21 protein-coding genes, 2 pseudogenes and 1 riboswitch are annotated in these 26,058 nt (G+C 67.4%); of the genes and pseudogenes, 10 read left to right on the forward strand and 13 right to left on the reverse strand.

Annotated features, from left to right (window positions below):
* The first annotated feature begins 385 nt into the window (after positions 1-385).
* The gene (locus tag ACV7NQ_RS18820) at positions 386-772 is read left to right on the forward strand and encodes a DUF2752 domain-containing protein (protein ID WP_463360852.1); all 387 of its coding nucleotides are present in this window, start codon (positions 386-388) and stop codon (positions 770-772) included.
* 77 nt (positions 773-849) lie between these two features.
* Positions 850-1,038: a hypothetical protein gene (locus ACV7NQ_RS18825; protein WP_463360853.1), complete on the forward strand. Its 189-nt coding sequence runs from the start codon at positions 850-852 to the stop codon at positions 1,036-1,038.
* An 8-nt stretch (positions 1,039-1,046) separates the two neighbouring features.
* Here ACV7NQ_RS18825 and ACV7NQ_RS18830 read toward each other — a convergent pair whose 3' ends face one another.
* Both ACV7NQ_RS18830 and ACV7NQ_RS18835 read right to left on the reverse strand, forming a co-directional pair.
* Positions 1,047-2,396, reverse strand: coding sequence for a M1 family metallopeptidase (locus ACV7NQ_RS18830; protein ID WP_463365730.1), 1,350 nt, complete (start codon positions 2,394-2,396; stop codon positions 1,047-1,049).
* Positions 2,396-6,352 carry a Pls/PosA family non-ribosomal peptide synthetase gene (locus ACV7NQ_RS18835; protein WP_463365731.1) on the reverse strand — a complete coding sequence of 1,319 codons (3,957 nt, stop codon included), beginning with the start codon at positions 6,350-6,352 and terminating at the stop codon, positions 2,396-2,398. Before ACV7NQ_RS18835 ends, ACV7NQ_RS18830 begins: the two co-directional genes overlap by 1 nt.
* A 368-nt stretch (positions 6,353-6,720) precedes the next feature.
* Positions 6,721-6,834: riboswitch (SAM riboswitch) on the forward strand.
* A gap of 45 nt (positions 6,835-6,879) precedes the next feature.
* Here ACV7NQ_RS18835 and ACV7NQ_RS18840 point away from each other — a divergent pair.
* A complete protein-coding gene (locus ACV7NQ_RS18840; protein WP_463360854.1) occupies positions 6,880-8,202 on the forward strand; it encodes an aminotransferase class V-fold PLP-dependent enzyme in 1,323 nt (440 codons plus the stop codon).
* Between the two features lie 283 nt (positions 8,203-8,485).
* Here ACV7NQ_RS18840 and ACV7NQ_RS18845 read toward each other — a convergent pair whose 3' ends face one another.
* From ACV7NQ_RS18845 to ACV7NQ_RS18855, 3 genes are all read right to left on the reverse strand, one after another.
* Entirely contained in the window at positions 8,486-9,037 is a 552-nt protein-coding gene (locus tag ACV7NQ_RS18845; protein WP_463360855.1) for a flavin reductase family protein, read from the reverse strand.
* A 107-nt stretch (positions 9,038-9,144) separates the two neighbouring features.
* Entirely contained in the window at positions 9,145-9,618 is a 474-nt protein-coding gene (locus tag ACV7NQ_RS18850; RefSeq protein ID WP_463360856.1) for a YbaK/EbsC family protein, read from the reverse strand.
* Positions 9,619-9,667: 49 nt separating this feature from the next.
* On the reverse strand, positions 9,668-9,982 hold the full coding sequence (locus ACV7NQ_RS18855; RefSeq protein ID WP_463365732.1) for a 2-oxo-4-hydroxy-4-carboxy-5-ureidoimidazoline decarboxylase: 315 nt from the start codon (positions 9,980-9,982) through the stop codon (positions 9,668-9,670).
* A gap of 197 nt (positions 9,983-10,179) precedes the next feature.
* Between ACV7NQ_RS18855 and ACV7NQ_RS18860 the strand changes: the two genes are divergently transcribed.
* The gene (locus tag ACV7NQ_RS18860; RefSeq protein WP_463360857.1) at positions 10,180-11,001 is read left to right on the forward strand and encodes a crotonase/enoyl-CoA hydratase family protein; all 822 of its coding nucleotides are present in this window, start codon (positions 10,180-10,182) and stop codon (positions 10,999-11,001) included.
* Between the two features lie 199 nt (positions 11,002-11,200).
* Entirely contained in the window at positions 11,201-11,614 is a 414-nt protein-coding gene (locus ACV7NQ_RS18865; protein ID WP_463360858.1) for a DUF302 domain-containing protein, read from the forward strand.
* A gap of 389 nt (positions 11,615-12,003) precedes the next feature.
* On the opposite strand, the gene ACV7NQ_RS18870 is transcribed toward ACV7NQ_RS18865, so the two are convergent.
* Positions 12,004-12,495 carry an inorganic diphosphatase gene (locus tag ACV7NQ_RS18870; RefSeq protein ID WP_463360859.1) on the reverse strand — a complete coding sequence of 164 codons (492 nt, stop codon included), beginning with the start codon at positions 12,493-12,495 and terminating at the stop codon, positions 12,004-12,006.
* A gap of 208 nt (positions 12,496-12,703) precedes the next feature.
* On the opposite strand from ACV7NQ_RS18870, the gene dacB reads away from it, so the two are divergent.
* From dacB to hpt, 4 genes are all read left to right on the forward strand, one after another.
* Positions 12,704-14,110, forward strand: coding sequence for a D-alanyl-D-alanine carboxypeptidase/D-alanyl-D-alanine endopeptidase (gene dacB / locus ACV7NQ_RS18875; RefSeq protein ID WP_463365733.1), 1,407 nt, complete (start codon positions 12,704-12,706; stop codon positions 14,108-14,110).
* Positions 14,111-14,123: 13 nt separating this feature from the next.
* Positions 14,124-15,269 (forward strand): zinc-dependent metalloprotease, encoded by a 1,146-nt coding sequence (locus tag ACV7NQ_RS18880; protein WP_463360860.1) that lies wholly within the window; start codon positions 14,124-14,126, stop codon positions 15,267-15,269.
* A complete protein-coding gene (tilS, locus tag ACV7NQ_RS18885; RefSeq protein WP_463360861.1) occupies positions 15,269-16,288 on the forward strand; it encodes a tRNA lysidine(34) synthetase TilS in 1,020 nt (339 codons plus the stop codon). Before ACV7NQ_RS18880 ends, tilS begins: the two co-directional genes overlap by 1 nt.
* A gap of 78 nt (positions 16,289-16,366) precedes the next feature.
* Complete coding sequence (hpt, locus tag ACV7NQ_RS18890) at positions 16,367-16,924, forward strand: hypoxanthine phosphoribosyltransferase (protein WP_463360862.1); 558 nt, start codon at positions 16,367-16,369, stop codon at positions 16,922-16,924.
* 11 nt (positions 16,925-16,935) lie between these two features.
* Here the strand turns inward: hpt and ACV7NQ_RS18895 are convergent.
* The 4 genes and pseudogenes from ACV7NQ_RS18895 to ACV7NQ_RS18910 all read right to left on the reverse strand — a co-directional run.
* Positions 16,936-17,082, reverse strand: a pseudogene (locus ACV7NQ_RS18895) (cyclase family protein); the annotation flags it as partial.
* 47 nt (positions 17,083-17,129) lie between these two features.
* On the reverse strand, positions 17,130-17,471 hold the full coding sequence (locus ACV7NQ_RS18900; protein WP_463360863.1) for a hypothetical protein: 342 nt from the start codon (positions 17,469-17,471) through the stop codon (positions 17,130-17,132).
* 246 nt (positions 17,472-17,717) lie between these two features.
* The gene (locus tag ACV7NQ_RS18905) at positions 17,718-18,869 is read right to left on the reverse strand and encodes a protein kinase domain-containing protein (RefSeq protein ID WP_463360864.1); all 1,152 of its coding nucleotides are present in this window, start codon (positions 18,867-18,869) and stop codon (positions 17,718-17,720) included.
* Positions 18,866-21,403 carry a serine/threonine-protein kinase gene (locus tag ACV7NQ_RS18910; protein ID WP_463360865.1) on the reverse strand — a complete coding sequence of 846 codons (2,538 nt, stop codon included), beginning with the start codon at positions 21,401-21,403 and terminating at the stop codon, positions 18,866-18,868. The genes ACV7NQ_RS18905 and ACV7NQ_RS18910 overlap by 4 nt, the downstream gene beginning before the upstream one ends.
* A gap of 281 nt (positions 21,404-21,684) precedes the next feature.
* Between ACV7NQ_RS18910 and ACV7NQ_RS18915 the strand changes: the two genes are divergently transcribed.
* Positions 21,685-23,037 carry an amidase gene (locus tag ACV7NQ_RS18915; protein WP_463365734.1) on the forward strand — a complete coding sequence of 451 codons (1,353 nt, stop codon included), beginning with the start codon at positions 21,685-21,687 and terminating at the stop codon, positions 23,035-23,037.
* On the opposite strand, the gene ACV7NQ_RS18920 is transcribed toward ACV7NQ_RS18915, so the two are convergent.
* The 3 genes and pseudogenes from ACV7NQ_RS18920 to ACV7NQ_RS18930 form a co-directional block, all read right to left on the reverse strand.
* Positions 23,034-23,921: a LysR family transcriptional regulator gene (locus tag ACV7NQ_RS18920; RefSeq protein ID WP_463360866.1), complete on the reverse strand. Its 888-nt coding sequence runs from the start codon at positions 23,919-23,921 to the stop codon at positions 23,034-23,036. The two genes, ACV7NQ_RS18915 and ACV7NQ_RS18920, sit on opposite strands and share 4 nt — an antisense overlap.
* A 364-nt stretch (positions 23,922-24,285) precedes the next feature.
* A pseudogene (locus ACV7NQ_RS18925) lies at positions 24,286-24,411 on the reverse strand (short-chain dehydrogenase); the annotation flags it as partial.
* Positions 24,408-26,036: an aldehyde dehydrogenase family protein gene (locus tag ACV7NQ_RS18930; RefSeq protein ID WP_463360867.1), complete on the reverse strand. Its 1,629-nt coding sequence runs from the start codon at positions 26,034-26,036 to the stop codon at positions 24,408-24,410. The gene ACV7NQ_RS18930 and the pseudogene ACV7NQ_RS18925, both read right to left, overlap by 4 nt.
* Between the last annotated feature and the right edge of the window lie 22 nt (positions 26,037-26,058).

The following is a 26,058-nucleotide window of genomic DNA, read 5'->3' on the forward strand; positions in this document are numbered from 1 at the left end:
CGCCGCCACACTACCGTGCAAGCAAGGTGCTTGCTAGTGCAAGCGCTCGGTGCCGGAAACCTGGCTTATTCACGTGGATACCCGATATTCGGACGGGCGAACAGTCCTGATGGAAGAAACATCGGGCGACGACCGCCATACCGTGGATATCGGAGTGCGGAGGGACACCGTTATCCGGTGCGGTTTCGCGCGGCCGTCGCCGTCGCAACGACGGCGGGATAGCGGCCGGATCTCCACAGCGCGCAGCGACGGGAGCGCGATTCCGCGAGTGGCGGTGGCGGGTGGCCCACGGTTACCGTTGTTGCTTGTGGAGACCACGCACGCGGCATCCGGTCCGGCAGCGCACCCTGAACCGGAAGGTACGCATCGCTCGGGGTGGCGCGCTTTGGGAGTACCGCTGCTCGTTGCGGGCGTCGGGATCGGGGCCGTGGTGCTGCTGCACTTCCGGGATCCGCACGACGAGGGCTCCTACGGAATCTGCCCGGTCTACGGACTGACGGGGTATTACTGCCCCGGATGTGGCGGACTGCGGGCGATGCACAATCTGACCGATGGCCAGATCATCGATTCGCTGCACAGCAATGTGCTCGCGGTGCCGCTGGTCCTCGGTTTCGTGCTGCTGATCTGCGATTGGACAGTGCGTGCCTGGCGTGGTCAGCGGATGCGCCTACCCAGGATCGAACGCAGCACGATGTGGGTGGTGCTCGCCCTGTTCGCGGTGTATTCGGTGGTGCGCAATACGCCGTGGGGGACCTGGCTGACTCCCGTCTAGGAGAATTCACCGCTGTTCGCGGCGGGTTCGATGTGGCACGTGTGGTTCCTCCGGCGCAGACCGGGCAAGCTTCGAATATGAGCGACTCACTGAAGGAACGCGTCCGCGCGAAGCTACTGCGCCAGCTCGGCGAAGACGGCACACCGGATTCCGAGCAGGAAGATACGCGGCAGCTCTCGGTGGAGACCGACCTGGAAGCACTCGACAGCGTCGCCGCGGACCATCCCCTTGTCGAAGAACTCGCCGAGCGTTACCTCGTGTTCTGAGCCGATGGTCAGGCGCCCGTGGAGAGCCCGCCGTAGGGCGGTAGTTGGGGCAGTGGCTCGCCGCGCAGCCACTCGTCCCACAGTGGGCGCAGCGGGACATTGCTGTAATGACCGGCCAGGTCGGTGAATTCCTGGGTGCTGACCGAGGCGTGCCGGTAGCGGCTGGTCCATTCCCGGAGTAGATCGAAGAAAGGCAGGTCGCCGAGTTCTAGGCGGAGTGCGTGCAGGGTGAGCGCGCCGCGTTTGTAGACCCGGTCGTCGAACATGCGCCGCGGGCCGGGGTCGCCGACGGCGATGTCCTGTGGCTCCCGCGACAGGTTGTGCCGGGCGGCGCGCGCCAGTTGATCGGCGGTCGGACCGCCCGCGGCCTCCGACCAGATCCATTCGGCGTAGCAGGCGAAGCCCTCGTGCAGCCAGATGTCGCGCCACTGACGGATGGTGAGGCTGTTGCCGAACCACTGGTGTGCCAGTTCGTGTGCGACAAGACGTTCGGCGCCGCGGCGGCCGTCGCAGTGGTTGGCGCCGAAGATGGAAATGCCCTGTGCCTCGATAGGGATTTCGAGGTCGTCGTCGGTGACCACGACGGTGTAGCCCTCGAAGGGATAAGGGCCGAACCGTTCAGTGAAGACCTCCATCATCCGCGGCTGGCGGGCGAAGTCGTGTTCGAAGTTGGCGCGCAGCCGGGCCGGAATGACGGCCTGCATCGGCACTGAACCGTGCGGTGCGGCGATGCGGTGCTTCTGGTATGGGCCGATCTGGATGGTGGCCAGGTAGCTGGACATCGGCTCGGGCTGCTCGTACACCCAGGTGGTCTGGCTGGCCTTGGTCTGCTTGCGCACCAGGGTTCCATTGGCCAGCGCGTAGTACGGGGTGTCGGTGGTGATCGAAATCCGGTAGCTCGCTTTGGAACTCGGGTGATCGTCGCAGGGGAACCAGGCCGCGGCGCCATTGGGTTGGCTGGCCACCAGTGCGCCGTCGGTCAATTCTTCCCAGCCGACTTCACCCCACGGCCCGCGCACCGGCTTCGGTAAGCCCGCGTACTGGATCACCAGCGAGAGCACCCCGCCCGCGGGGATTCCCTGCTGCGGGGTGATGACCAGCTTGCCGTGCTGGTGGCTGTATTTCGCGGCCTTGGCACCGTTGACGAACACCTTGGACACGGTGAGCGATTGGGACAGATCCAGCGCGAACCGCGGCCGGATGGCAGTGGTCACCGCGGTGATCTCGGCGCGGCCTGCCAGCCGGTTGCTGGCCACCTTGTAGACGAGGTCGAGCTCGTACCGCGATACCCGGTAGCCGTGATTTCCGTTCTGCGGCAGGTACTCATCGACGGGCTCTTCGTAGAACTTGCCCGGCATCAGCTGGCCGCTCCGGCCCCGCTCGGCGTCGGCGCCGGACTGGACCACGGCGCGATCGGATTCCCCCACCAGCGGGTGGACGGCGGCACAGTGTCACCACGCATGACCAGTGAAGCGGGGCCGATGGTCGCGCCGTCGCCGATGCTCGCCGCGGGCAGTGCGACGCAGTGCGGCCCGAGGGTGGCGCCCGCGCCGAGGGTGACGGTGTCCATGGCCATGATCCGATCGTGGAAGAGGTGGGTCTGCACCACGCAGCCACGTTCCACGGTCGCGCCGTCGCCGAGAGTCACCAGGTCTGCCTCCGGTAGCCAGTAGGACTCGCACCATACCCCGCGCCCGATCTGCGCGCCGAGCCCACGAAGCCAGAGATTCAGCACCGGAGTACCCGTCGCGGCGCGCGCGAACCATGGTGCGGCAACGGTCTCGACGAAGGTGTCGGCAACCTCGTTGCGCCACACGAACGAACTCCACAGCGGATGCTGCTCGGCGCGAATTCGGCCGACCAACAACCACTTCGCGGTGACCGCGCTCGCACCGGCGCCCGCGCCCGCGGCCAGCAGCACCAGCCCGCTGAGCAGCGCGGCGGCCAGGTAGCCGATTGATTGCGCGGTCCAGGCCAGCGTGAACAGAACGCCGAGACCGATGGCGAAGCTCACCAGTACCGGTATGAGCCTGCAGGTTTCGACGATGCCGCGGGCCACCTTCAGCCGTAGCGGCGGATCGAAGGTGCGCTCGGTATCGCCGGACCCTGAGGCACGACGCAATCGGACCGGCGGGCTGCCCAGCCAGGACGAGCCTGCCTTGGACTTCGACGGCGCCGCGGACAGCACAGCGACCAGACCGTTTTTCGGCACTCGCCGTCCTGGCGCGGTCATTCCGGAGTTGCCGAGGAACGCGCGTTTGCCGATCTTCGCATCGCCGATGCGCAGCCAGCCGCCGCCGAGTTCGTAGCTGGCGATCATGGTGTCGTCGGCGAGGAACGCGCCGTCGGCGATTGTGGTGAATTTCGGCAGCAGCAGCACCGTGGACGCCTCGACGCTCTTGCCGATCTTCGCGCCGAGCAGGCGCAGCCACAGCGGGGTGAGCAGGCTGGCGTAGAGCGGGAACAGGAAGGTGCGTGCCGAATCTAGCAGTCGCTCGGTGGCCCAGACCTGCCAGCCGACGCGGCTGCGCACCGGGTGGTGGCCTTCGGTTAGGCCGATGCCGAGCAGCCGGACCGCGACCACGGTCGCGACCGCGTGGACGATCAGACTGAGCAGGGTGGCGACGGGCAGGATCGCGAAGCCCCGGCCGAGCGCGCCTGCGAGGGTGCGGGCGTCGCGAATGAACCAGGCGATGAACGCGCCGCCTGCGGCCAGGCCGAGAATGGGCATGGCGGCCAGCGCCATCGAGGTCACGCCGAAGATCGCGACCCAGTGCGCGGCTCTCGCGGGGGTGTGGTCGGGCCAGCGGTGTTGGGCCTTACCGACTTTCGTCGCGGGCGAGCCCGCCCATTCCTGCTCGGCCTTGACCTTGCCCGATACCGCCGAGCCGGGTGCGATCTCCGCGTTCTTGCCGATTTTGCTGCCGGGCAACAGGATCGAGCGCGCGCCGATTACCGCGCCGGGGCCGATGACGATCGGTCCGACGTGCACCACATCGCCGTCGATCCAATAGCCGGACAGGTCGACCTCGGGTTCCACACTGCAGCCGTCACCGAGTTCGAGCATTCCGGTCACCGGAGGGAGGGTGTGCAGGTCGATGCCATTGCCGATCTTCGCGCCGAGCGCTCGTGCGAAGGGCACCATCCATGGTGCGCCGGAAAGGCTTTCGGCTCCGCTGGCCTCCGACAGCCGGACCGCCGCCCACAAGCGCAGGTGCACCGATCCGCCGCGTGGATAGCTGCCGGGGGCGACACCGCGCAGCAGTACCCGAGCGCCGGTCGCGCAGATGACCATTCGGCCCGGTGGGGAGATGAAGAGCAGGAACGCGGCCAGGGTCCACCACCAGGACAGGTGTGGCAGCCACGGCAGCGAGCCGGACCAGCCCGCGATATTCCCGACGATCGCCAGCCAGGTGAGCCACTGCATTCCGGTGAGGGTGGACAGCGGGATGGTGGCAAGCACCTGGATCCACTGGGCGCTGAGCGGGGTCGGACGAACGGTGCGTATTTCGGTGGCGGCCGTCGGAGCGGTCTCGTCCAGCAGTTCGGCGAGTGCGCCGAGGCGGGGATGGTCGTAGAGGTCGGCGACAGTGACGCGTGGGTAGCGCTCGCGCAGCGCGGTGACCAGTTGTGCGGCCGCCAGCGAGCTGCCGCCGAGGTCGAAGAAGTCGATGTCGGGGCCGGTGACTTCGGCGCCGAGGATCGAATCCCACAGTCCGGCAACCCAGCGCTCGGTTTCGGTGAGGTTGTGGCTCGGGGTTTCGGTGGCGTTCGGCAGCGGCCATGGCAGCGCGTCCCGGTCGACCTTGCCCGAGGTGCGGGTGGGCAGTTCGGACACGATGGCGAGCCGGGGCACCAGCGGCTCCGGAAGTTGTTCCGCGAGTAGAGATCTGGCTGCCGTGATGTCGAAGTCGGGGGTGGTGCCGGTCAGGTAGCCGACCAGGATCTTGTTGCCCGCCTTGGTGGTTCGAATCGCCGCAGCGGCTCCGGTGACACCGGGCAGATGCTGTAGTGCGTTGTCGATCTCGCCGAGCTCGATGCGGCGTCCGCCGAGCTTGATCTGGTCGTCGGCGCGGCCGAGGAAGACCAGGCCCGCGCGGTCGTTGCGCACCAGGTCGCCGCTGCGATAGGCGCGCTCCCAGTCGAGTGATGGTAGGGGAGCGTACTTTTCGGCATCCATCGCCGGATCGAGATAGCGGGCGAGGCCGACGCCGCCGACCACGAGTTCGCCGGATTCGCCCTCGCCCACCGGATTTCCGGCGGGGTCGACGACGGTGAGATCCCAGCCGTCCAGCGGGAGACCGATCCGGACCGGGAAGCTGCCGTCGAGCAGCGCCGCGCAGGCGACGACGGTGGCTTCGGTGGGGCCGTAGGTGTTCCATACCTCACGGTCGGAATCCTCGTTCCCGGCAAGGCGTTCGGCGAGTTCCGGCGGCACCGCTTCGCCGCCGAAGATCAACAGGCGGACCGGGTCGAGCGCCTCGGCCGGCCAGCTCGCGGCCAGGGTGGGCACCGTGGAGACGATGCTGATCTCCCGGCGCACCAGCCAGGGGCCGAGGTCCGCTCCGGTGCGCACCAGGGCGCGCGGCGCGGGCACCAGGCAGGCCCCATTGCGCCAGGCCAGCCACATTTCCTCGCAGGAGGCATCGAAGGCAACCGAGAGCCCGGCGAGCACCCGGTCGTCCGGGCCGATCGGGGCGTCCTGGAGGAAAAGTCGCGCCTCGGCGTCGACGAACGCGGCGGCGTTGCGATGGGTGACCGCAACACCTTTCGGTGTCCCGGTGGAACCGGAGGTGAAGATAATCCAGGCGTCGTCGGCGGGGGTGGGCGCGTCGCGGTTCGGCTCGGAACCCACCGCGGTTGGTTCCGCGCCCGCCGCGGTCGGCTCGACGCCCGCGGCCGTCACGATCACGGTGACCCGGGCTTCGCCGAAGACCAGCCGGGCTCGCTCCTGCGGGTCGTCCGCGTCGACAGGTACGTAGGCCGCTCCCGCGTGCAGGATGGCGAGGATGGTGACGTACAGCTCATGGGTGCCGGATGGCATCCGCACGCCGACCCGGTTGCCCGGGCGCACGCCCGCCGCGGTGAGCCGGGTGACTCCGGCCTCGATCTCGGCCAGCAATTCTGTGTAGCTGAGCACGACGCGCCCGTCATCGATGGCGGCGGCGTCGGGGTGGGTGTGGGCGGTGCTGGCCAAGATGTCGACGAGGGTCCTGGCCTGCGGGGCGAGTGCGGTGCCCAGCAGTGGGTCGGGGGCTGATTTCCCTGCCGTCGGGCCCTCGCCCGCCACGGCGTCGACCTGCGGCTGCAGCATCACGTCCTGCCCACCTCTCATAGACCTGCCTAACGCTTCACGAGTGTTGTTTCACAAGAGGGTTACCAATGGGCAAACGCCATGGTGACCAACAGTCCACGGTACCCGCGGTACCGGCCCTTTGCGGTCTACTGAACCGGTCGGTCGGTCTGTTCAGCTGTCGTTATCGCGATGGGATGTCGTAACCGAGGCTTTGAGCGCCAGCCGATGCAGGCTCTGTCGTTCCTCCGCATCGAGGCGGGAGCAGCTCGAGACATTCCGCAACTGGGTTTGACGTGCGAGAATAGTGCCCGGCGGCGCCGCGCTCGCTGGGTCGGGTTTTCGAAGCTGATTGACAGCTGCACGGTGCGTCTGTCAATCTCGGATCAGGTCATGAGTACCAGCATCAAGCCCTGGCTAGCTGGTCGGCAACCCTCCTCCGCGGTGGGGTGCTCCAGGTGACGACCTGGCCGCCGCCCGACCGGGCGCGGCAAGCGCGGACTCGAATAGCCCCTGGTTATGGGTCCCATAGCTGACGGGATTTCGTGATGACTGCTGTTGCGGATAAGATCTGTGCCGCCCTCGCCCGAGTCTCCGGCGACGACCTGCGGGTGCCGCTGGTCCAGGGCGGAACGACCACCTACGCGAACTTCGACTACGCCGCGAGTGCTCCGGCATTGGCGCAGGTCACCGACAGAGTGCAGCAGCTGCTGCCGTTCTACGCGAGCGTGCACCGCGGTGCAGGCTACGCCTCGCGGATCTCCACCGACTGCTACGAGACCGCCCGCGGATCGGTGACGCGGTTCCTCGACGCCGCCGACGACCAGGTGGTGGTGTTCACCCGCAACACCACCGATTCGCTGAACCTGCTCGCGGCCTGCGTCCCCGGCGACACCGTGGTGCTGGATATCGAGCATCACGCGAATTTCCTGCCGTGGACCAGGCACGGGCGCCGCGTGGTTCGGGCCGCCGACACTGTCGACGAAACCATCCGATTGCTCATCGCCGAGCTGTGCAGCAAGCCTGCTGCGCTGCTGGCGATCACCGGCGCCTCCAATGTCACCGGCGAGGTGCTGCCGCTGGAGCGGCTGGCCACCATCGCCCACCAATGCGGCGCTCGAATCTTGGTGGATGCCGCTCAGCTGGCGCCGCATCGCCGAATCAGCCTGCGCGACACCGGGATCGACTACCTCGCGTGCTCCGGTCACAAGCTGTACGCGCCGTTCGGTGCCGGCGTGCTGGTCGGCCGTCGGGATTGGCTCGACGCAGCCGAGCCGTACCTTGCCGGTGGCGGCGCGGTCCGCGAGGTGTCCACCACCCGCGCCGATTGGGCCCCCGCCCCGCAGCGCCACGAGGCGGGCTCGCCGAACGTCCTCGGAGCCGCCGCCCTTGCCGCCGCCTGTGACGCGCTCTGTGCGATCGATCCGGAGACCCTCATCACCCACGAGCGCCTGCTCGCCGACCGCCTCCGCGCCGGGCTGTCCGCCATCCCCGGTGTGAACCTGCTGCGCATCTGGAGCGACAGCCCCGACACCGTCGGCATCGTTGCCTTCACCCTCGACGGTTTCGTCCCCGGCCACGTCGCCGCGTACCTCTCCGCCGAACACGGCATCGGCATCCGCGACGGCCGCTTCTGCGCCCACCCGCTGCTCGCCCGCCTCGACCTCGACGGCGCCCTGCGCGCCAGCATCGGTCTCGGCACCAGTTCCGCCGATGTGGACCGCCTCGTCAACGCCGTCGCCACCCTCGTCGAGTCCGGCCCCACCTGGGACTACGCCACCACCGACGGCCTCTGGAATCCCACCCCCGAGACCCGTCCCTTCTCCACCACCGATTCCGGGGCCGGCGCGGCACCCTGCCTGATCGGCTGACCGTCTCGGGTCGAGCTCGGCGCTACAGACGGCCCGCCGCTGATCGGGTCGGCGGCGGGGGTGTTCGGTGTTTCGGTCGACATTCGATTGCGGCGCTGCGTGATCGACTCGCGCGACCGCACAGCTCGACTTGTGGACGGGTCGATGATTGGAAAATGCAGGAACCGGAGCCGCTGGGACGAGCCCCCGATGAGCGACCGACTCGAGCGGGCAAGTCCGAACCCAGACCGACCAGCTGACCACCGAATGTCGACCGTCCGGGCGCGACTCGATCGACGGTGCTTCAGTCGCCGAGCGAAGTCGGGCGGTGGTAGCGGCCGTTGTAATAGAGCAGCGGCGCGGCGGCGGGCTTCTCGTCGGTGTTGTCGTGGACCCGGGTGACCAGGCCGACGACGAGGGTGTGGTCGCCGATGGGGATCAGTTGTTGGATGGTGGCCCGGACCCAGATGGGGGTGCCGTGCAGCACGGGCTCGCCGGTGTCCAGGGTGGTCCACAGGGAGCGGTCGGCGAAGCGTTCCTCGGCGGTGCGCGCGAAGCGCTGGGCCAGGTGGTGCTGGTGTTCGCCGAGGAAGTGGATGACTATGGAATTGGCCTCGAGCAGGGCCGCGATGCTCGACGAGGTGTGCGCGATATTGAACGAGACCAGCGGTGGCTCCAACGACAGCGACGCGAACGAGGTCGCGGTGAACCCGATCGGACCCTTCGGAGAGCAGAGCGTGACCACCGTGACACCCGCGGGGTAGTGGCGCATGGAGGCGCGGTACTGCTCGGCGGTGATGCCGCTCAAATCGTTGGGGATCTGGAAATCGGTGGCGGGCCGGTGTGCTTCGGTCACATGACGAAACTACGCCCGGATTGCGGCCCGTGGGCGGGCGCGTTCGATTGATGTTCGTCCGGTGATTTTGCGCTGCTCCGGAACCCAGTCGGCGGGCGGGCCGCGATTCAATCCACGTCGATCGGAAGTCCGGCGGTAATGCGGACCAGTTCGCGAAAAGACGTGCGGAACACCGTGTTCGGGTGTCCGCCCGCGGCCCACAGTTCACGATGCCCGGACAGTGCGGTGTCAACCCAGGTCGGCAGATTGGTGGGGTGCCCGACTGGGGCGACACCACCGATCGACTGCCCGGTGACTTCCCGCACCATCTCGGCGGGGGCGTGGGTGAGCTTGCCTTCGAGCCGTTCGCCGGTGTGTCGCAGGTCGACCTGGTGCGCACCGGAGACCAGCAGCAGCACCGGATCCTCGTCCAGCAGGAACACCAGCGCTTTCGTGATGGCGCCAACATCGACGCCGAGTGCCCGTGCGGCATCGGCGGCGGTGGGGGTTGGGTTGGACTGGGTGACGATGACGCCGTGATGTCCGCGCGCGATCAGGGTGTCCGCGACTCGGCATGCGACTGGTGGAAGGGACCCGCGCATGACACAAGGGTAGAGCGATTGTGGGCGGTACGCCGGGCGAGCGAATCGGTCAGTAGGCGGGGTAGCCGTCGGTGGGCCCCAACATGCTGTCGATTCGCGCGCGGGTGATGCGGGCCAACTCGGTGACGCTGCGCCGCGAGAACTGTTCGTGCACAACCGCATCGAAGGCGCGATCCAGATCGGTTTGGGATATCGCGAGCAGCTCGACATCGGCCTTGGCCAGCAGCGCGTCCCGATCGGGGAACGGGCGGGCGTCGGCGATCTTGGCCGCCCAGGTGACGTTGCAGCAGCATTCGAACAGAGCGTGAACGGCACGACCGCGACTGATCGTATTGAAGCGGTCCAGGCCGATTCCTTGATGCATCAGCACGATGACCTCCGAGCTCGATGAGCGGGTTTGCTGATTGGTCCAATCATGGGCGCTGGTGCGCGGCGTGAACCAGTGGGACGCACCGATTTTGCAAAGCCTTAACATGCCGTGCGGACTGCTTCGTCCCGGTCGCGTGCCGGGTTTCCGGGATCCGGAGTAGCGGGCCGTGCCGCCCTGGATACGCTGGTCGAATGACTGATTGGCAGGCTTTCACCGTCCAAACCAAGGACCATGTCGCGCAGGTGACCCTGATCGGTCCCGGCAAGGGCAATGCGATGGGCCCCGACTTCTGGGACGAGCTGCCGCGGATCTTCACTGAACTGGACGCCGACGAGCAGGTGCGTGCGATCGTGCTCACCGGCTCGGGCAAGCACTTCTCCTATGGGCTGGATCTGCCCGTGATGGCAGGGTTGTTCGGCCCGCTCATCGCCGAGCGTTCGCTGGCCGCGGCGCGGACCTCCTTCCTCAAGGACATCCGCAGGCTGCAGGCCTCGGTGACCGCGGTGGCGGACTGCCGCAAGCCGGTCGTCGCCGCCGTCTCCGGTTGGTGTGTCGGCGGTGGCCTGGATCTGATCGCCGCCGCCGATATCCGGCTGGCTAGTGCCGACGCCAAGTTCAGCCTGCGTGAGGCCAAGGTCGCGATCGTCGCCGATATCGGCTCGCTGCACCGGCTGCCCGGAATCATCGGCGAGGGCCACCTGCGCGAGCTGGCCTTCACCGGCAAGGACATCGACGCCGCGCGCGCCGAGAAGATCGGCCTGGTCAACGATGTGTACCCGGATCAGGAAGCGGTACTCGACGCCGCGCACGCATTGGCGCGCGAGATCGCCGCGAACCCGCCGCTGGTGGTGCAGGGTGTAAAAGACGTGCTCGACCAGCCGAAGGCGGGCAAGGTGGAAGAGGGCCTGCGCTACGTCGCCACCTGGAACGCGGCCTTCCTGCCGTCGGAGGACCTGACCGAGGCCATCCAGGCGGTCTTCGAAAAGCGGGCGCCCCAGTTCAAAGGCGCGTAAGCCGTCGGTCACCGGCCGACGCGATTGCGGAACAGGTTCTATAACTTCGGCTGACGAATCTGTTAGTACTGCAACGGCACTCAGTGTTGGGGATCTGTCGGCATATGGTTGTCGGTGTCCGTGGTTAGGGTCGGGGTGCGGTGGCGGAGTGCCATCGGTGTGGCCTCGCCGCACGAGAGTCGAGTGTTGTGGAGCGAATGTGAGTGACAGCGGTCTGGTGACGGTCGCGTGCTGTGGAACTGTCAGCGAGACGGTCGACCGGTTCTCCGAGGCGGTCGAGGCGGCGGGCCTTGTGGTGTTCGCGCGTATCGATCACGCCGCGAATGCGGCCGAAGTTGGCTTCGAGCTGCGGCCGACCGAGTTGCTGATCTTCGGTAATCCGCGAGGCGGCACCCCACTGATGCAGGATCGGCAGACCGCGGGGATCGATCTACCGGTCAAGGCGTTGGCCTGGCAGGACGAGCACGGACAGGTGTGGCTGACCTACAACGATGCAGAATGGATCGGAGAACGGCACGGCCTCGGTCCCCAGAGCCGCCCGACGTTGGATGCGATCGCAGCCGGCGTAGCGAACATTGCCGGCCACGTGGCCACTGGAGCCCCGGCAGCGTAACTGTCGTGGAGCCGGTCCCGGGAGCCCTGTGCGGGCCGGTAATCATACCGCACTATAGGTTCGTGGTGTTGGATCGTGTTGTGGCCGAGTTGGATTCGTTGATGTCACGGATAGCGGGCAGGTTCGCGCGTTCGGAGCCGCGGGGGCGGGTGCGGGAGTATGGGGCCTGCACCGGTTTCGGCCTCGGCAACCTGATGCAGCCACTCACCCTTGCACTGCAGAATGCCTTGCGGCCCAAGGCCGCTCGCGGGCGGCGCGACGGTGAATCCACCGGAGGACGTACTGAGGTGGTGGCAACACCGAAATGACGAAGCGGGAAGTTCGTACGCACCGGACTTCCCGCTTTTGTCGTTGCGCCGGAGGCTGTTTCGGCATCGGGCACCGTGAACTCAGTGGCCGCCGTTGTCCTGCAGCCGCTTGATGGATGCCTCCACCTCGGCCTCGGCCTCGGCGCGACCGACCCACTCCGAGCCCTTGACGAACTTGCCTGGCTCGAGATCCTTGTAGCGCTCGAAGAAGTGCTTGATCGCGGCCAGCTCGAACTCCGGCACGTCGGCCAGGTCCTGGATATGGTCCCAGCGCGGATCGCCCGCGGGCACGCAGAGCACCTTGTCGTCGCCGCCGGCCTCGTCGGTCATCTTGTACATCGCGACCGGACGTACCTCGATGAGCACACCGGGGAACACCGAGTCGGGCAGCAGGACCAGCGCGTCCAGCGGGTCACCGTCCTCACCGAGGGTGTTCTCGATGTAGCCATAGTCGGCCGGATAGACCATGGACGTGTAGAGGAACCGGTCGAGCCGAACCCGACCGGTCTCGTGATCGACCTCGTACTTGTTGCGCGAACCCTTGGGGATCTCGATGGTGACGTCGAACTCCACTGCATCTCCTTCTTCTGCTGCTTCGATGAGTCGAGCAGGCACGAACTGCCGACTCATCAGGTGTTCTGGGGAATGGTTGCGCAACGAGGATAGTGTGGTCCGCGAGCACATGGGTGCGGCAGGCGGCCGCGTTGAGGAGAGACGGCGGGACGTGGTTGGTCGGAGCAACAAAAACATCGGTGGCCTGGCCGCGCGGCGGCGCCGCAATATGTGGATCGGGTTCGCGATCACGCTGGGCCTGCTGCTCGGGGCCGGCGGCGGAGCGCTGCTCGCGGTCAAACCGTGGACGCCGGAATTCCGGCACGGCGGGCTGACGATCGCGCCGCCGCCCGCGGCCTCCCACCCGTTCCCGCAGGTCGCGCCCGCGCCGTCGAACGCCCCCGCGCCGAGCCTCTCCGGTATCGCCGCAGCGCTCGGACCTGTCGTCGGTAATCTGGATCTCGGCTCGTTCGCCGGCGAGGTCACCGACGCGGACAGCTCGACCGTGCTGTGGAACGGCGACGCGAACCAGCCGATGATTCCGTCCTCCACCGCGAAGATCCTGACCACGGCCACGGCGCTGCTCGAGCTGCCGCTGGACCATCGGGTGAGCACCCGCGTGGTGGCGGGCGCGGCGCCGAACGAGCTGGTGCTAGTCGGCGGCGGCGACCCGACGCTGACCGCGCAACCCGACGGCAAGGGTTACTACCCGAACGGACCGCGTCTTTCGGATCTGGTGACGCAGATCCGGGCCAGCGGTCGCGCGGTGGACACCATCGTGGTGGACATCTCCGCTTTTGCCGGGCCGACCATGGCGCCGGGCTGGGACCCGGTCGACATCGGCGGCGGTTCGATTGCCCCGATCGAACCGGTGATGATCGACGGCGGCCGGCTCGATCCGCTAGTCGAATACTCGCCGCGCACCGCGACACCGGCGCTGGACGCCGGACGACGACTCGCCACCGAACTCGGCCTCGACCCCGGCCGGGTGCGCATCGGCACGGCCGCGCCTGGCGCGCAGGAGATCGCCAGCGTGCAGTCAGCTCCGCTGCGTGACCGGCTGCGCGACATGATGGTCTACTCCGACAACGTGCTCGCCGAGGCGATCGGCCGCGAGATCGCGGCCGCGACCGGAACCGAACCGTCGTTCACCGGAGCCGTCGCCGCGGTGACCACCACGCTGAGCAAGGCCGGATTCGACCTGACCGGGATGTCCATGCATGACAACAGCGGACTCTCGACGGACGATCGGGTGCCCCCGCGACTGCTGAACAAGATCCTCGCCACCGCGGCGACGCCGAGCGGTTCCAGCGTCGTGCAGCCGAGCAACACCATGGCCAAGCCCGAAACCGACCGGCTCGCGGTCACGTTGGCGCCGCTGCTGGATGACCTGCCGGTCGCCGGTGCGACCGGCTCGTTGACCAGTCGCTACGTCCACCGGGATCGGGCGGGCGCGGGCTGGGTGCGGGCCAAGACCGGAACTCTCTCGGTCGCCAGCTCGTTGGTGGGGTATGTGCTCGACCGCGATGGGCGGGTGCTGACCTTCGCGTTGATGTCGAACGATCGGCCACCGGAGGCCAGCAGGCCCGCATTGGACGCCATCGCGGGCACGCTGCGTAATTGTGGATGCTCGTGACGGGTGGATGACCATGTTCGAAGGCGCTGACAAACCAGGTGATGCTCGTTCGAGCGATGCCGCAGCTTCGGATACGGGCGGCGCTGCTCCGGACGGAAGTTCGAAAGAGCGGCGTCGGTCCGGGCTGTCCGGCGCCGTCGACTGGCGGCTGGCGGCACGCACGGGTGCCGCACTGGTGCCGTCCGGCCCGCGGACTTCCCGGTTTTCGGCCGAGCAGGTCGTCGTGGAACTGGCCGACGCGTCGGTGCGGGCCGAAGGACCGGTCCGCGAGGTGAGCGGGTTGCTCGACGACGAGCCGGTACCCGCCGCTAGAATCGTCGACCGACCCGGCTGGATCGATGCCGCCGCCGACTCCATGGCTTCGTTGACCGGCACGGGACTGGACACCGCTGAACGCGGCCTGCTCGCGGGCAAACCGGCGGGCGTGCAGGCGGGCGCGATGCTGGCCTTCCTGTCCACCGCGATCCTGGGTCAGTACGACCCGTTCACCGGTCCCGACGGGACGCTGCTGCTGGTGGCGCCCAACATCATGGCGGTGGAACGCGCACTTGGCGTCTCGCCCACCGACTTTCGCTTCTGGGTCTGCCTGCACGAGGTGACCCACCGGGTGCAGTTCTCCTCCGCGCCGTGGCTCGCGGACTATATGCGCACCAATGTCGACGTGCTCGGCGCGGTCGGCGACGAACCGCTGGCGGACATGTTGTCGCGGCTCGTCGAGGAGGTCCGCGACCGCCGCCGCGGCGGCACCGTCCACGATCCGAGCGCGCGTGGCGTGGTCGGACTGCTGCGCGCCACCCAGGCGCCTCCGCAACGCGAGGCACTCGACCGGCTGTTGATGCTCGGCACGCTGTTGGAGGGCCATGCCGACCACGTGATGGATGCGGTCGGCCCGGCCGTCGTCCCGTCGGTCGAACAGATTCGCGTCGCCTTCGACAACCGTCGCAAGCGCCCGACCAATCCGCTGCAGCGCCTGCTGCGCGCCCTGCTCGGGGTCGACGCGAAGGTGGCGCAGTACGTGCGCGGCAAGGCGTTCGTGGACCACGTGGTCGACCGGGTCGGTATGGTGCAGTTCAATACCGTGTGGACGGATGCGGACACCCTGCCGCGGCCCGACGAGATCGACGACCCGCAGCGCTGGATCACCCGAGTGCTCGGCTAGTGCCTCAGCTGCCCGAGACCGAGGCCGTGCTCGAGGTGCGGCTGGCCGTGCGGGGCTGGCTGGCCGACTACGCGCCGCAGGCCGAGTCGAGGGGAGTGGCGGTCGCGCTGTCCGGCGGCGCGGACTCGCTGGCGCTTACGGCCGCCGCCGTGGTGGAGACGGGTGGTGTCGACGCGCTCATTGTGGATCACCGATTACAGCCGCGTTCCGATGCGGTCGCCGCCGATGCGGCTGTGGCGGCGCTGAAACTCGGTTGCCGGTCGGCGCGGGTGCTCGCGGTCGAGGTCGGCAGCGAAGGGGGCATGGAGGCCGCGGCGCGGCAGGCTCGTTATGCGGCGCTGGATGCGGCGCGCAACGGATTGCCGGTATTGCTCGGGCACACCCTCGACGACCAGGCCGAGACCGTCTTGCTCGGTCTCGCGCGCGGGTCGGGCGGGCGTTCGATTCAGGGGATGGCGGCCTTCGCCGATCCGTGGGGCAGGCCGCTGCTCGGGGTGCGGCGGGCGGCCACCAGGCAGCTGTGCGCGGATCTGGGTTCGACGCCGCACGAGGATCCGCACAATTCCGCGCCGGAATTCACCAGGGTGCGGCTGCGCGCCGAGGTGCTGCCGCTGCTCGAGGAGGTGCTCGGCGGCGGAGTCGCGCAGGCTCTTGCCCGCACGGCCGAGCAGTTGCGTGACGACGGTGTGGTGCTCGACGCACTCGCCGACGAACTGTTGCGCGCGGCCAGGGTGGGTGCGGGCAGCGCGGGCGCGGTGGATGCGACTCTGTCGAGTGATGGGGGCAGCCTGTCGATCGAGACGCTCGCCACTGCCCTCGCGGCGGTGCGACGACGCGCGATCCGGGCCTGGCTGCTGGCAGGCGGAGCGAAAGCGCTGACTGACAAGCATTTACGCGCAGTCGACGAATTGGTGACCGGCTGGCGCGGACAAGGCGGCGTCGCCGTCGGCGGTGGACGGCCGGACAGCAGGTTGGTCGCGGCGCGCGAACATGGCAGGCTGACTCTGCGTCTGCGTTGATGACACATAATCAACGGACCTGATGACACATTATGAATCGGCCTGTCGGGATCGACACCACGGAAGGACACAACTGACGTGTACGGGGATGACATCGCGTCGGTGCTGATCACCGAGGAACAAATCGCGGCCAAGACCCGGGAACTGGCCGAGCTGATCGCCAAGCGCTATCCCGCCGATGCTCCCGAGGGCGACCTGCTGCTGGTCGGCGTGCTCAAGGGCGCGATCTTCTTCATGACCGATCTGGCCAAGGCGCTGCCGATTCCGACGCAGATGGAATTCATGGCGGTCTCCTCCTACGGGTCGTCCACCTCGTCTTCCGGCGTCGTGCGCATCATGAAGGACCTGGACAAGGACATCGCGGGCCGCAATGTGCTGATCGTCGAGGACATCATCGACTCCGGTCTCACGCTGTCCTGGCTCAAGCGCAACCTGTCCACCCGCAACCCTGCCTCGCTCGAGGTGGTCACGCTGCTACGCAAGCCGGACGCGCTACGCACCCATGTGGACGTCGCGCACGTCGGCTTCGACATCCCGAACGAATTCGTCGTCGGTTACGGCCTGGACTACGCCGAGCGCTACCGCGACCTGCCCTACATCGGCACCCTCGACCCGAAGGTCTACGGCGGTAAGTAGTCCCGACCCCATCAGGGAACGATCGCGAATATTGTTGCGGGGGAACCCGACCCGCTTCGATAGATCGGCCCGCCGACGAGCACCCAGGCTTCGGTTGCGGGCACTGCGGTGAGATTGGCAAGGCATTCCAGGCTGATCCGGTGCTCCCTATAGAGCAATATCGGTGCGCCCCAGTGGGTTCCGGTGTGTTCGCCCTCTCCATTGTTCAGCGTGCGGACTGTGCCTCCGCATTATTGTGCAGATGCGGCGCGGTCACGCGTTCCAACGCGCGCAAATCGTTCTCCAGCGCGCGAAACAGGATGTACGTCCCGACAAACGCGATGATGCTGCCGATGCACAGGATCCGCACATTGACGATGATCTCGGTGAGATCGGTGGGAGACAGCAGCGTGGCGCCCGCCACCGCGAGCAACGGAATCGACGCCGCGACGCTCAGATAGAAGCCACACCGGCGGCGCAGCCGGTGTAGATGCCTGGCGTCCTGCTCGCTGATTTCGCCGTGGCTCAACAACATCGGATAGATACAACGGACGATGTAGAAGTTCACCAGGAAAACGGGTACGTCAGGGCAATCGCGCCACCCACGGCATGCAGGACCACAAAATGCACGTAGTCGGCCGTGGATACGTCGGCGGTGCCGTGCAGGGCGATCGGAAAGGAGATCCCGACAGCATCCACATCGAGAAGATGACGAGTACCGCGCGGTCGCCGAGCAGTATTGCGTCCGTGCGAGTTCGGTGCAAGGTGTCCGAGCTGTAGCGGACGCCCTTGCTCAATCCGTATGGGACGAAGATCAGGAGAAGATATCGCTGCGAATATCAGGGTCGGCGGCGGCGGGATCGAGCGCCGCCGCCAGTTCCTCGGAGGAGCGGTAGGTCAGCGCATCATGGTGTGTCACCGGATTCGCGCCGCCGGCCGGTTGCAGCGCGAAGTCTGCCAATTTCGGGATGCCCTCGGCGGTGAACAGCACGTTATCCGGTTTGATCGCCCGGTGCACCACGCCGTGCCGATGGGCGTAGTCGAGTGCGTCGGCCAGTCTTCTGCCCACCCAGGCCACGGTCTCCGGCCAGCTGAGCGCGGCGATATCGGCCCGGACACTCGAATCCGTCTGCCGGATTTCGCCTTTCGCCTCCATGGCCGCGTCGACGGCCCGCAACAGCCGGGTGCCCCCGGCCGTCTCCGGACTCCGACGGCGCTCGGCGAGCACACCGAGCGCGGTGCCGCCGGGCATATATTGCATATAGACCAGCCGCAGCGCCGCCGAATCGGCGGGCACCCGCTGGTCGAAGACGCGCACGATGTGCGGATGGTCCAGCTGGGCCATGGTGCGCGGTACGTCGCTGGCGCCTGCGGAAAACCGCACGGCGACAAGGCGTTGCATGGATCGCTGCCTGGCCAGGAAGACCCGGCCGAGGGCGCCGGTCCCCAGATCGGTGCGCAGGTCGAAGTCGTCGATCCGCTGTCCCGGCGCCAGTTCGGCGACCAGCGCGGCGGCTTGGGCACTGTCGACCACGGCCTGGTCGTCGTCGACTCCGGCGTCGGCGTTGCCGGTAGCGGCATTGCCGGTATCGACATTGCCGGTATCGACTAGGAGCGCGCGCACCCGGGCGGCCAGTTCCGGGTATTCGGCGAGAAAGGCATCCGCGTCGAGCGGACCGTGCCTGCGCCGCGCCAAGAACTCCTCGAACACCAGATCGGCCAATTCCCGACTGTGCTCGATCTCGGGAAATTCCTTGCGATACTCGACAATCCGCTTGCCGAGTCCGGCCCGGCTCCAACGCTGCCGCAGGTCGATGCGCACCAGATCAGTGAGCACCGTCAAACGCACCTGCGCACCATCGGGCACATAGTCCGCCAACCGCGGCGGCGCGAACCGATCACCTCGAAGACAACGCTGCCATTCGGCAGCGAACCCGGCGATGGCATCGACTCCGGGATCGATCACGATCGCTTCTCCGGCGCGGCGGGCGCGCCTCGTTCCCGTCCCGTCGAATCGCTGGGCGCGACCACCCGCTCCAGTGCGCTCAGGTCTGCCTCTAGCGCCCGGAAAAGGAGGTAGGAGCCGATGAACGCGACAATGCCGCCCGCGCACAGCACGCGGACCGCGAAAATCACCGACGGAATATCACCGGGCGGCAGGAACGTCACCCCGGCCACGGCGAGCAGCGGCACCGACGCGGCGACGGCCAGATACCCATTGCAGCGGCGATCCAATCCGCGCAGCCACACCGCGTCGTCGGGGCTGATTTCCCCGTGCCGCAAGAACACCGGATAAATACAGCGAACCATGTAAAAAGTCACCAGGAAGAACGGATATGCCACGGCGATCGCGCCACATACCACCAGCGACGCCAGAAAATGCACGACCGCGCTCAGCGAGACATCCCCGGTCGCCCATTGCAGTGCGATCGGGAAGGTAATTCCGGCGATCACCCACAGCGAGAACGCGACGATCACCACTCGGTCGCCGAGCAGCAGCGAGTCGGCTCTGGCTCGCCGCAGCGTGTCCGGGTCATATCGTCTGCCGCGGCGCAGCCCGTGCGGCACCGACAGCACATACCGGGACATGTACACCAGTAGCGCCGCGCCGAGCGGGAAGAACACCGCGTTCACCACACCGGTGATGATGATGAAGGTGTGTTGGGCGTCCTCGGCCATTCTGCTGATGATCAGATGCTGGTTGTGCTGGATGTTGTAGAGCGACGCAAGCACATTCGGCACGCCGACGGCCAGCGCGACGATCAGCAATCGCCATGACCGCAGCCGCAGCCGCCAACTGCCTGGCGGTGGGTCGACCAGGTCCCTGGCTCGCGCGTCCATGCACAAGTCCAGCTGCTTGGCCAGCACCGCACCGCCGGACCAGCGCCGGGTGCGGTCGAGTTCCAGGCAGCTCAGCAGCACCCGGCGCAGGGCGGCCGGGCAGTCGGGCGGCACCCGGTCCAGCGCGGCGGCATCCACGCCGGAACTGCGCCGCTCCAGCATGGCCTCCAGCGTGGTGTCGTCGCCGGCCTCATCGGCACCCGCGGTGGAATCGTCGAAAGGCTTTGCGCCGGTGAGCAATTCCCACATCACCACGCCGAGCGAATAGATATCGGCGCGGGTGTCCAGATCGGCGGCGCTGCGATCGCGGCCGGGATGACACGCTTCCAGCTGCTCCGGTGACATATAGGCCAGCGATCCGCCGAAATAGGCGACCGGACTGGTGTCCTGCACATTCCGGCTGAAGCTGATGTTGAAGTCGGCCAGCTTCGGCACCGCCTCGGCGGTGAGCAGCACATTGGCCGGTTTCACGTCGCGGTGCAGTACACCGTTGGTTGAGGCGTATTCCAGCGCCTCGGCCAGCCTGCGACCCAACCATGCCACGGTTTCCGGCCAACTGAGCGTGGCGATTTCGGCGCGCACGCTGGAATCGGTAGGCCGGAGCTCGCCTTTTTCCTCCATGGCCGCGTCGACCGCGTCCAGCAGCAGCTGCCCGCTGCGTTCGGCAGGCGGTGTCGCGCGCACCCAGCGCAGCACCCCGAGCAACGTGCCACCGGGTAGGAACTGCATGTAGAGCAACCGCAGCCGTCGGATGGCGCCGTTGGGCTCCCGATCGGCGCCGAGCAGGCGCTGATCGAAGACGCGCACGATGTAGTCGTGGTCGAGTTGGGCCAGGGTCTGCGGCTCGGTGCCATGGTCGGCGGAGATCTTCACCGCGACCAGCCGCTGCAAGGACCGCTGCCGAGCCAGGAACACCCGGGCGAACGCACCGCTGCCGAGACCGGTCAGCAGATCGAAATCATCGATTCGCTGGCCGATTTCGATCCGATCGAGCGCGTCGAAGTTCCCGGGACCGGACCCGACGGTGGTCGGGATCGCGGTCGCCGTCCCGGTGAGATCGACGGACGAGCGGGTCACCTGTGTATTACGAAGGGACTGGGTGGTTTGATTCAGTTCTGCTGCGGCCACGGTCCTGGCCACTGTTTCGGCCGTTGCGGTCAGCGTCGGATCCTCCAGCGCCGCCCGCCGCGTGCTCTGGTCTATCTCGTCGGCGTTGAGCAGCGCACGCAGTTCCGGCGCCTGCTGTGGATATTCACGCAGACATTCCCGCGGATCCACCCGGTCGCCGCTGTGCCTGCGGATGACGAATTCCTCGTACACCAGACCGGCTGGAATGCTGTCCGGTTCGAGCTCGGGAAACTCGGCACAGTATTCGGCCAAGCGCTTGCGCGGTGTCGCGGTCTCGGTTCGGTGCACCCACCGGTGCCGCAGATCGACGCGAATCAATTCGAGCAGCGCCTCTTGCCGCAGGGTCTGCGCGTCGGGCAGGTAGTCGGCAATCTGCGGCGGGCTCCCGGTGGATTCTCGCGCCGCGGATTTCCATGCGGTGGCAAAGGCTTTCGCCGCGTTCGATTCGGCTCGAAGCAGGCGGCCGCCCCGACCCGCATCGGTCGCGGAACCCGAAGTGGATTCGGAACTTCTATCGGAATTCGCATTCATTCTCGGACCTAGTGGCTCGGCGGATACCGAAGAATCCGCACTGGTCGGTCGATGGATGTACGGAGAAATTCCGCCACACCCGACGCCATTGTCCCCGAGCAGTCACCCGGAATGATAACTTGCGCCTCAACAGCGGATCACCCGATTTCGACAACGATGCGACGGGGGCAAACCAGCACATGCAGAATGAGGCCATAGCGGTGGCAGACGGTTCCGCGGTGACGGAACCGGCCGCGACGAACACGACCGCCCCGCCAACAGTAGCCGCCCAGGAGGTGCCCATGGGCGCCGCGTTACGTGGCCACGCCGCCACCATCGCGGCCGGCGTACGGGACGGCTCGATGACACCGACCGAAATCCTCGACGCGACCCTGGAGCGTATCGCCGCCGACACTCGGAAGTTGAACGCATTCACCGTGGTTCGCTCCGCCAAGGCGAAGGCCGAGGCGCTGGCCCTCGAGCAACGCGCCGATCTGGACGTGCTTCCGCTGGCCGGTGTGCCCATCGCGATCAAACACAATCTCGCGGTCGAAGGCGAGACGAACCTGTCCGGTTCGGCCGCCACCGACACCCGCCCGGCGACCGCCGACCACCCGGTGGTGCGCAGGCTGCGCGCAGCGGGCGCGGTAATCGTCGGGCTGACGGCGGTGCCCGAACTCGGCCTGTGGGCGATGACCGACGGTGAGGGCCGCATCACCCGCAACCCGTGGAACACCGCCCGCAGCACCGGCGGCTCGTCCGGTGGTTCGGCGGCAGCGGTCGCGGCCGGGTTGGTGCCGGTGGCGCACGGCAACGACGGGCTCGGTTCGGTGCGCATCCCGGCGGCCTGCTGCGGGGTGTTCGGGATCAAGCCGGGTCGCCATACCGTTCCGGCCGAGATCGGCATCGACTCATGGGCGGGCATGGTCGAAAACGGTGTTCTCGCAACCACCGTCGGTGACGCGGCGCTGACCCTCTCGGTGATGGCGGCCCGACCGGACCTAGCCGAGATCGATCCACCTGGCCGACTACGCATCGGGATGGCCGTGGCGCCACCATCCCGTTTCTTCCGCGTCGATCGACATTGGACCGCGGCAGCCCGCACCGCTGGATCGGTCGCCACCGCGGCCGGACACCTCGTGGAGCCAACGACCCTGCCCTATGGCGAGTCGATCATTTCGGTCTTCCTGCGCTGGCTAGCCGTCGGTACCCGCGACGCCGCGACGCTCGCCCACCCGGAACGACTACAACCGCGCACCCGCCGCCACCTCGCGCTCGGCAGGCTGGTGCAGCGCCTGCGCCTGATCTGCCCCGGCCAGATCGATCGGGTAGAGGCGCGACTGCTGGAATTCTTCGAGCACTACGACGTGGTGATCACACCGACCCTCGCCGCCCCGCCACCCAAGGCCAGGGCCTGGCACACCAGAGGCTGGCTGGCCAATGTCGTTACCAGCTCCCGGTTTTCACCGTTCACGCCGCTGTGGAACATGGTCGGCTGGCCCGCCGTCTCGGTGCCGATGGGGATGCACCCGAAGTCGGGCACGCCGGTGGCCGCGCAGCTCGCGGGGCCACCCGGCAGTGAATCGACCCTGTTGCGCCTGTCCGCGCAATTGGAAGCGCTGCACCCGTGGGAGCGCACCGCGCCGCAGAGTTAGCCGGTGACGGCCGACGTCTGCGCGGAGAAGCCGCCATCGGCAGCGCGACCGGCGAACTCGAGAATGGTCGGGCGATTATCGTCGGTCCGCCACGCGACCGCCAGCGCGCACGGCGCGAGTCCGGTCACTGGACGCGCGGTCAGACCTGGCCAGCGGTACATCGGCACATTATTCTCGGCGAGCAGGCAAACGCCGAGACCGAGGCTCACGGCCTCCAGCTTGTCCTCCGGAGTCGCCGCCTCCGCGCCGATCTTCGGGTGACGTCCGTTGCGGGCATCGTTGCCGAGCCAGAAGTCGCGCACCGCACCCGCTTCGGTGGGTAGCGCGATGAACGGCTCGTCGAGCAGATCGGCGAAATCGATGCTCTCCTGATCGGCCAGCGGATGGTTCTCCGGTAGCAGCACCCAGCGTGGCTCGGTGCGCAGCACCTGCCAGCGGTAGCGGTTCGGATCGGGTAACGGCAGCCAGACCAGGGCCAGGTCGGCCTGGCGCCCGGCCAGCCCGCTGGACGGGTCGGTCCAGGACGCCGCGTGCAGCGCGAGTCGATGCCCGCTCGAACTTTCCAGATCGCTGAGCAGACCGCGGCCGAGCGCGGATTGGATGCCGACGCGCAGCACCTCACCCGCCTCCTGCAGCGAAACGTTGGTGACCTCCCACAACTCCAGGATCTTGCGGGCGCCTTCGAGCAATTCCTTGCCCGCGACGGTCAGCGCGACGCTGCGCTGGTTGCGGTCGAACAGGACCACGTCGAGCTGGCGTTCCAGCTGACGAATCTGACGCGACAGGGTGGGTTGAGCGATGTGCAGCCGCTGCGCGGCGTTGGTGAAATGCAGTTCCTCAGCGACAGCGACGAAATAACGCAGGTCGCGCAAATGCGGGTCCATAGCCTCTTGCTATCAGAATCGGTCCTGAATTTCCAGCCTTATCAGGCCGAAAAGTTCGGATACTGGCACCGAAACAGTCGGTGGGTTTGTTAGAGACAGCATATTGCCTGTCATGGTCATTCGCACTATCGAGCCGGCGAACATCCCGCAGTCACCAGCCGCGTTGCTAGACCGGTCCTTAATGGGCATATGACCAGCGACGATGGAGGCTGGCATGCCGTGGCGCCGGCGTGCGGTCGCGTATTCGGCGTCGACCAGCCACCGGCGAGAAATCGGCCTCGGGGCTAGCGGGGGCCATTATCGCGGCAGATAGTGATATTGGTCACAAACAGGTTTTGCGCTGTCGGGTGGACGCCATCGGCCGACCGAACCCGAGCGTCGCGCCCGCGATATGCGATGGCGCCACGGCGTTGTAGGTAGCCAGCCCGATGCCGTGCGCGCCGCCGGTAATGACGACGACCTTGCTGCGGATCTTCGCCGAGTCGCTCACTTGTTGTCTCCCCTGAGCTTGCGCAGCGCCTGGATGTCGACGCGACGCAGGCCACGGGCGCCCGCCGCGCGCATCGCGCCGATCGCGACCAGCAGCTTGGGCATCTGGTACGGAAACCAGATCAGCTCCTTCTGCTGGGTCGGCAGTATCGGCTTGGTGATCGCCTTCTGGCGGCAGTACTTACGGACGCCGCTCGCGCCGCCCCAGCGGGCGCCGACGCCGGACTGACCCCAGCCGCCCATCGGCAGCGCGAAGTTGAACAGGTTGGCGAAGACGTCGTTGATATTCACCGCGCCCGCATTCAGTTGGCGCGCAACACGTTCGCCGCGGTCCTTATCGCCGGTCCACACCGAAGCCGACAGCCCATAGATCGAATCATTGGCCAGCCGAACCGCCTCGGCCTCGTCGGCGACCTTCACCACGGGCAGGGTCGGGCCGAAGGTCTCCTCGTTGATGCACGACATCGTGTGGTCGACGTCCACCAGCACGGTCGGCTCGAAGAAGGTGCCGACACCGGTGCGCTTGCCGCCGGTAAGCACCTTGGCTCCGGCCGCGACGGCCTCGTCGACGTGCCGCTGCACAATCCGCACCTGGCTCTCATTGGCCAGCGCGCCGACATCGTGCTTGGACTCGCGGCCGTCGATACCCTGGCGCAGCTCCTTGACCGCCGCGGTCAGCTTGGTGACGAACTGGTCGTAGACCGGCGCTTCCACGTACACGCGTTCCACCGAGATACAGACCTGACCGGCGTTGAACATGCCGCCGAACGCGATGCCGTGCGCGGCGCGGTCGATGTCGGCGTCGGCGAGCACGATGGCCGGATCCTTACCGCCCAGCTCCAGGCTGTAGGGGATCAACCGCTCGACGCAGGCCGCGGCGATCTTGCGGCCGGTGGCCGTCGAGCCGGTGAACTGGATGTAGTCGGCGTTCTCGACCACTGCGGCGCCGGTCGCGCCCGCACCGGTGACCACGGCGAACACCGGCGGCGCGCCGATCTCGGCCCAGCCGCGGGCCAGTTCGAGTGCGGACAGCGGGGTCACCTCGGAGGGCTTGAGTATGACGGCGGCGCCCGCGGCGAGCGCGGGAATCACGTCGATTACCGGCATGGCCAACGGGAAGTTCCACGGCGTGATGATGCCGACCACCGGATACGGCTTGAACACCGTGGTGAGCTTCTTGACCCGAGCCAGCGGGCTGTGTGGTGACGGGTGCTCGTCGGCGAGGAACTTCGCCGCGCGACGCGCGTAGTAACCGGTCAGATCGACCGAGAACGCGGGATCGATGAGGGCGTCGACGCGCGGCTTACTCGTTTCGGACTGCAGCACGTCGGCGAGGTGTTCGGTGTTGTCGACCAACCAGTCCTGCAGCTCGAGCAGCCATTCCTTGCGGCCGTCCGGACCGATGGCCTCCCACTCCGGCTGGTAGAGCCGAAGCTCGCGCACCTTGGCCGCGACCGCGTCGGCCGTCTCGTTGGGCACGGTACCGACGAGCTCCCCGGTGCCGGGATTGCGCACCTCGATTACGGCAGCGGTCTCGGCTGTCGCCTTGGGTGCCGGGGCCTTCGGGGCCGCCTTGCGTGCTGGAGTCTTCTTGGCCGCGCCTGGCGCGGGTTCGGTGTTGGTCACTGCTGTTCTCCCACTGACGTTG

This window comes from Nocardia sp. Tas62D01 (assembly GCF_055232035.1).

Coding starts and splice junctions, on each gene's coding strand:
- ACV7NQ_RS18825 (WP_463360853.1), top strand. CDS start 850: ATGAGCGACTCACTGAAGGAACGCGTCCGCGCGAAGCTACTGCGCCAG.
- ACV7NQ_RS18830 (WP_463365730.1), bottom strand. CDS start 2,396: ATGCCGGGCAAGTTCTACGAAGAGCCCGTCGATGAGTACCTGCCGCAG.
- ACV7NQ_RS18835 (WP_463365731.1), bottom strand. CDS start 6,352: ATGCTGCAGCCGCAGGTCGACGCCGTGGCGGGCGAGGGCCCGACGGCA.
- ACV7NQ_RS18840 (WP_463360854.1), top strand. CDS start 6,880: ATGACTGCTGTTGCGGATAAGATCTGTGCCGCCCTCGCCCGAGTCTCC.
- ACV7NQ_RS18850 (WP_463360856.1), bottom strand. CDS start 9,618: ATGCGCGGGTCCCTTCCACCAGTCGCATGCCGAGTCGCGGACACCCTG.
- ACV7NQ_RS18855 (WP_463365732.1), bottom strand. CDS start 9,982: ATGCATCAAGGAATCGGCCTGGACCGCTTCAATACGATCAGTCGCGGT.
- ACV7NQ_RS18860 (WP_463360857.1), top strand. CDS start 10,180: ATGACTGATTGGCAGGCTTTCACCGTCCAAACCAAGGACCATGTCGCG.
- dacB (WP_463365733.1), top strand. CDS start 12,704: ATGTGGATCGGGTTCGCGATCACGCTGGGCCTGCTGCTCGGGGCCGGC.
- ACV7NQ_RS18880 (WP_463360860.1), top strand. CDS start 14,124: ATGTTCGAAGGCGCTGACAAACCAGGTGATGCTCGTTCGAGCGATGCC.
- ACV7NQ_RS18910 (WP_463360865.1), bottom strand. CDS start 21,403: ATGAATGCGAATTCCGATAGAAGTTCCGAATCCACTTCGGGTTCCGCG.
- ACV7NQ_RS18915 (WP_463365734.1), top strand. CDS start 21,685: ATGGGCGCCGCGTTACGTGGCCACGCCGCCACCATCGCGGCCGGCGTA.
- ACV7NQ_RS18920 (WP_463360866.1), bottom strand. CDS start 23,921: ATGGACCCGCATTTGCGCGACCTGCGTTATTTCGTCGCTGTCGCTGAG.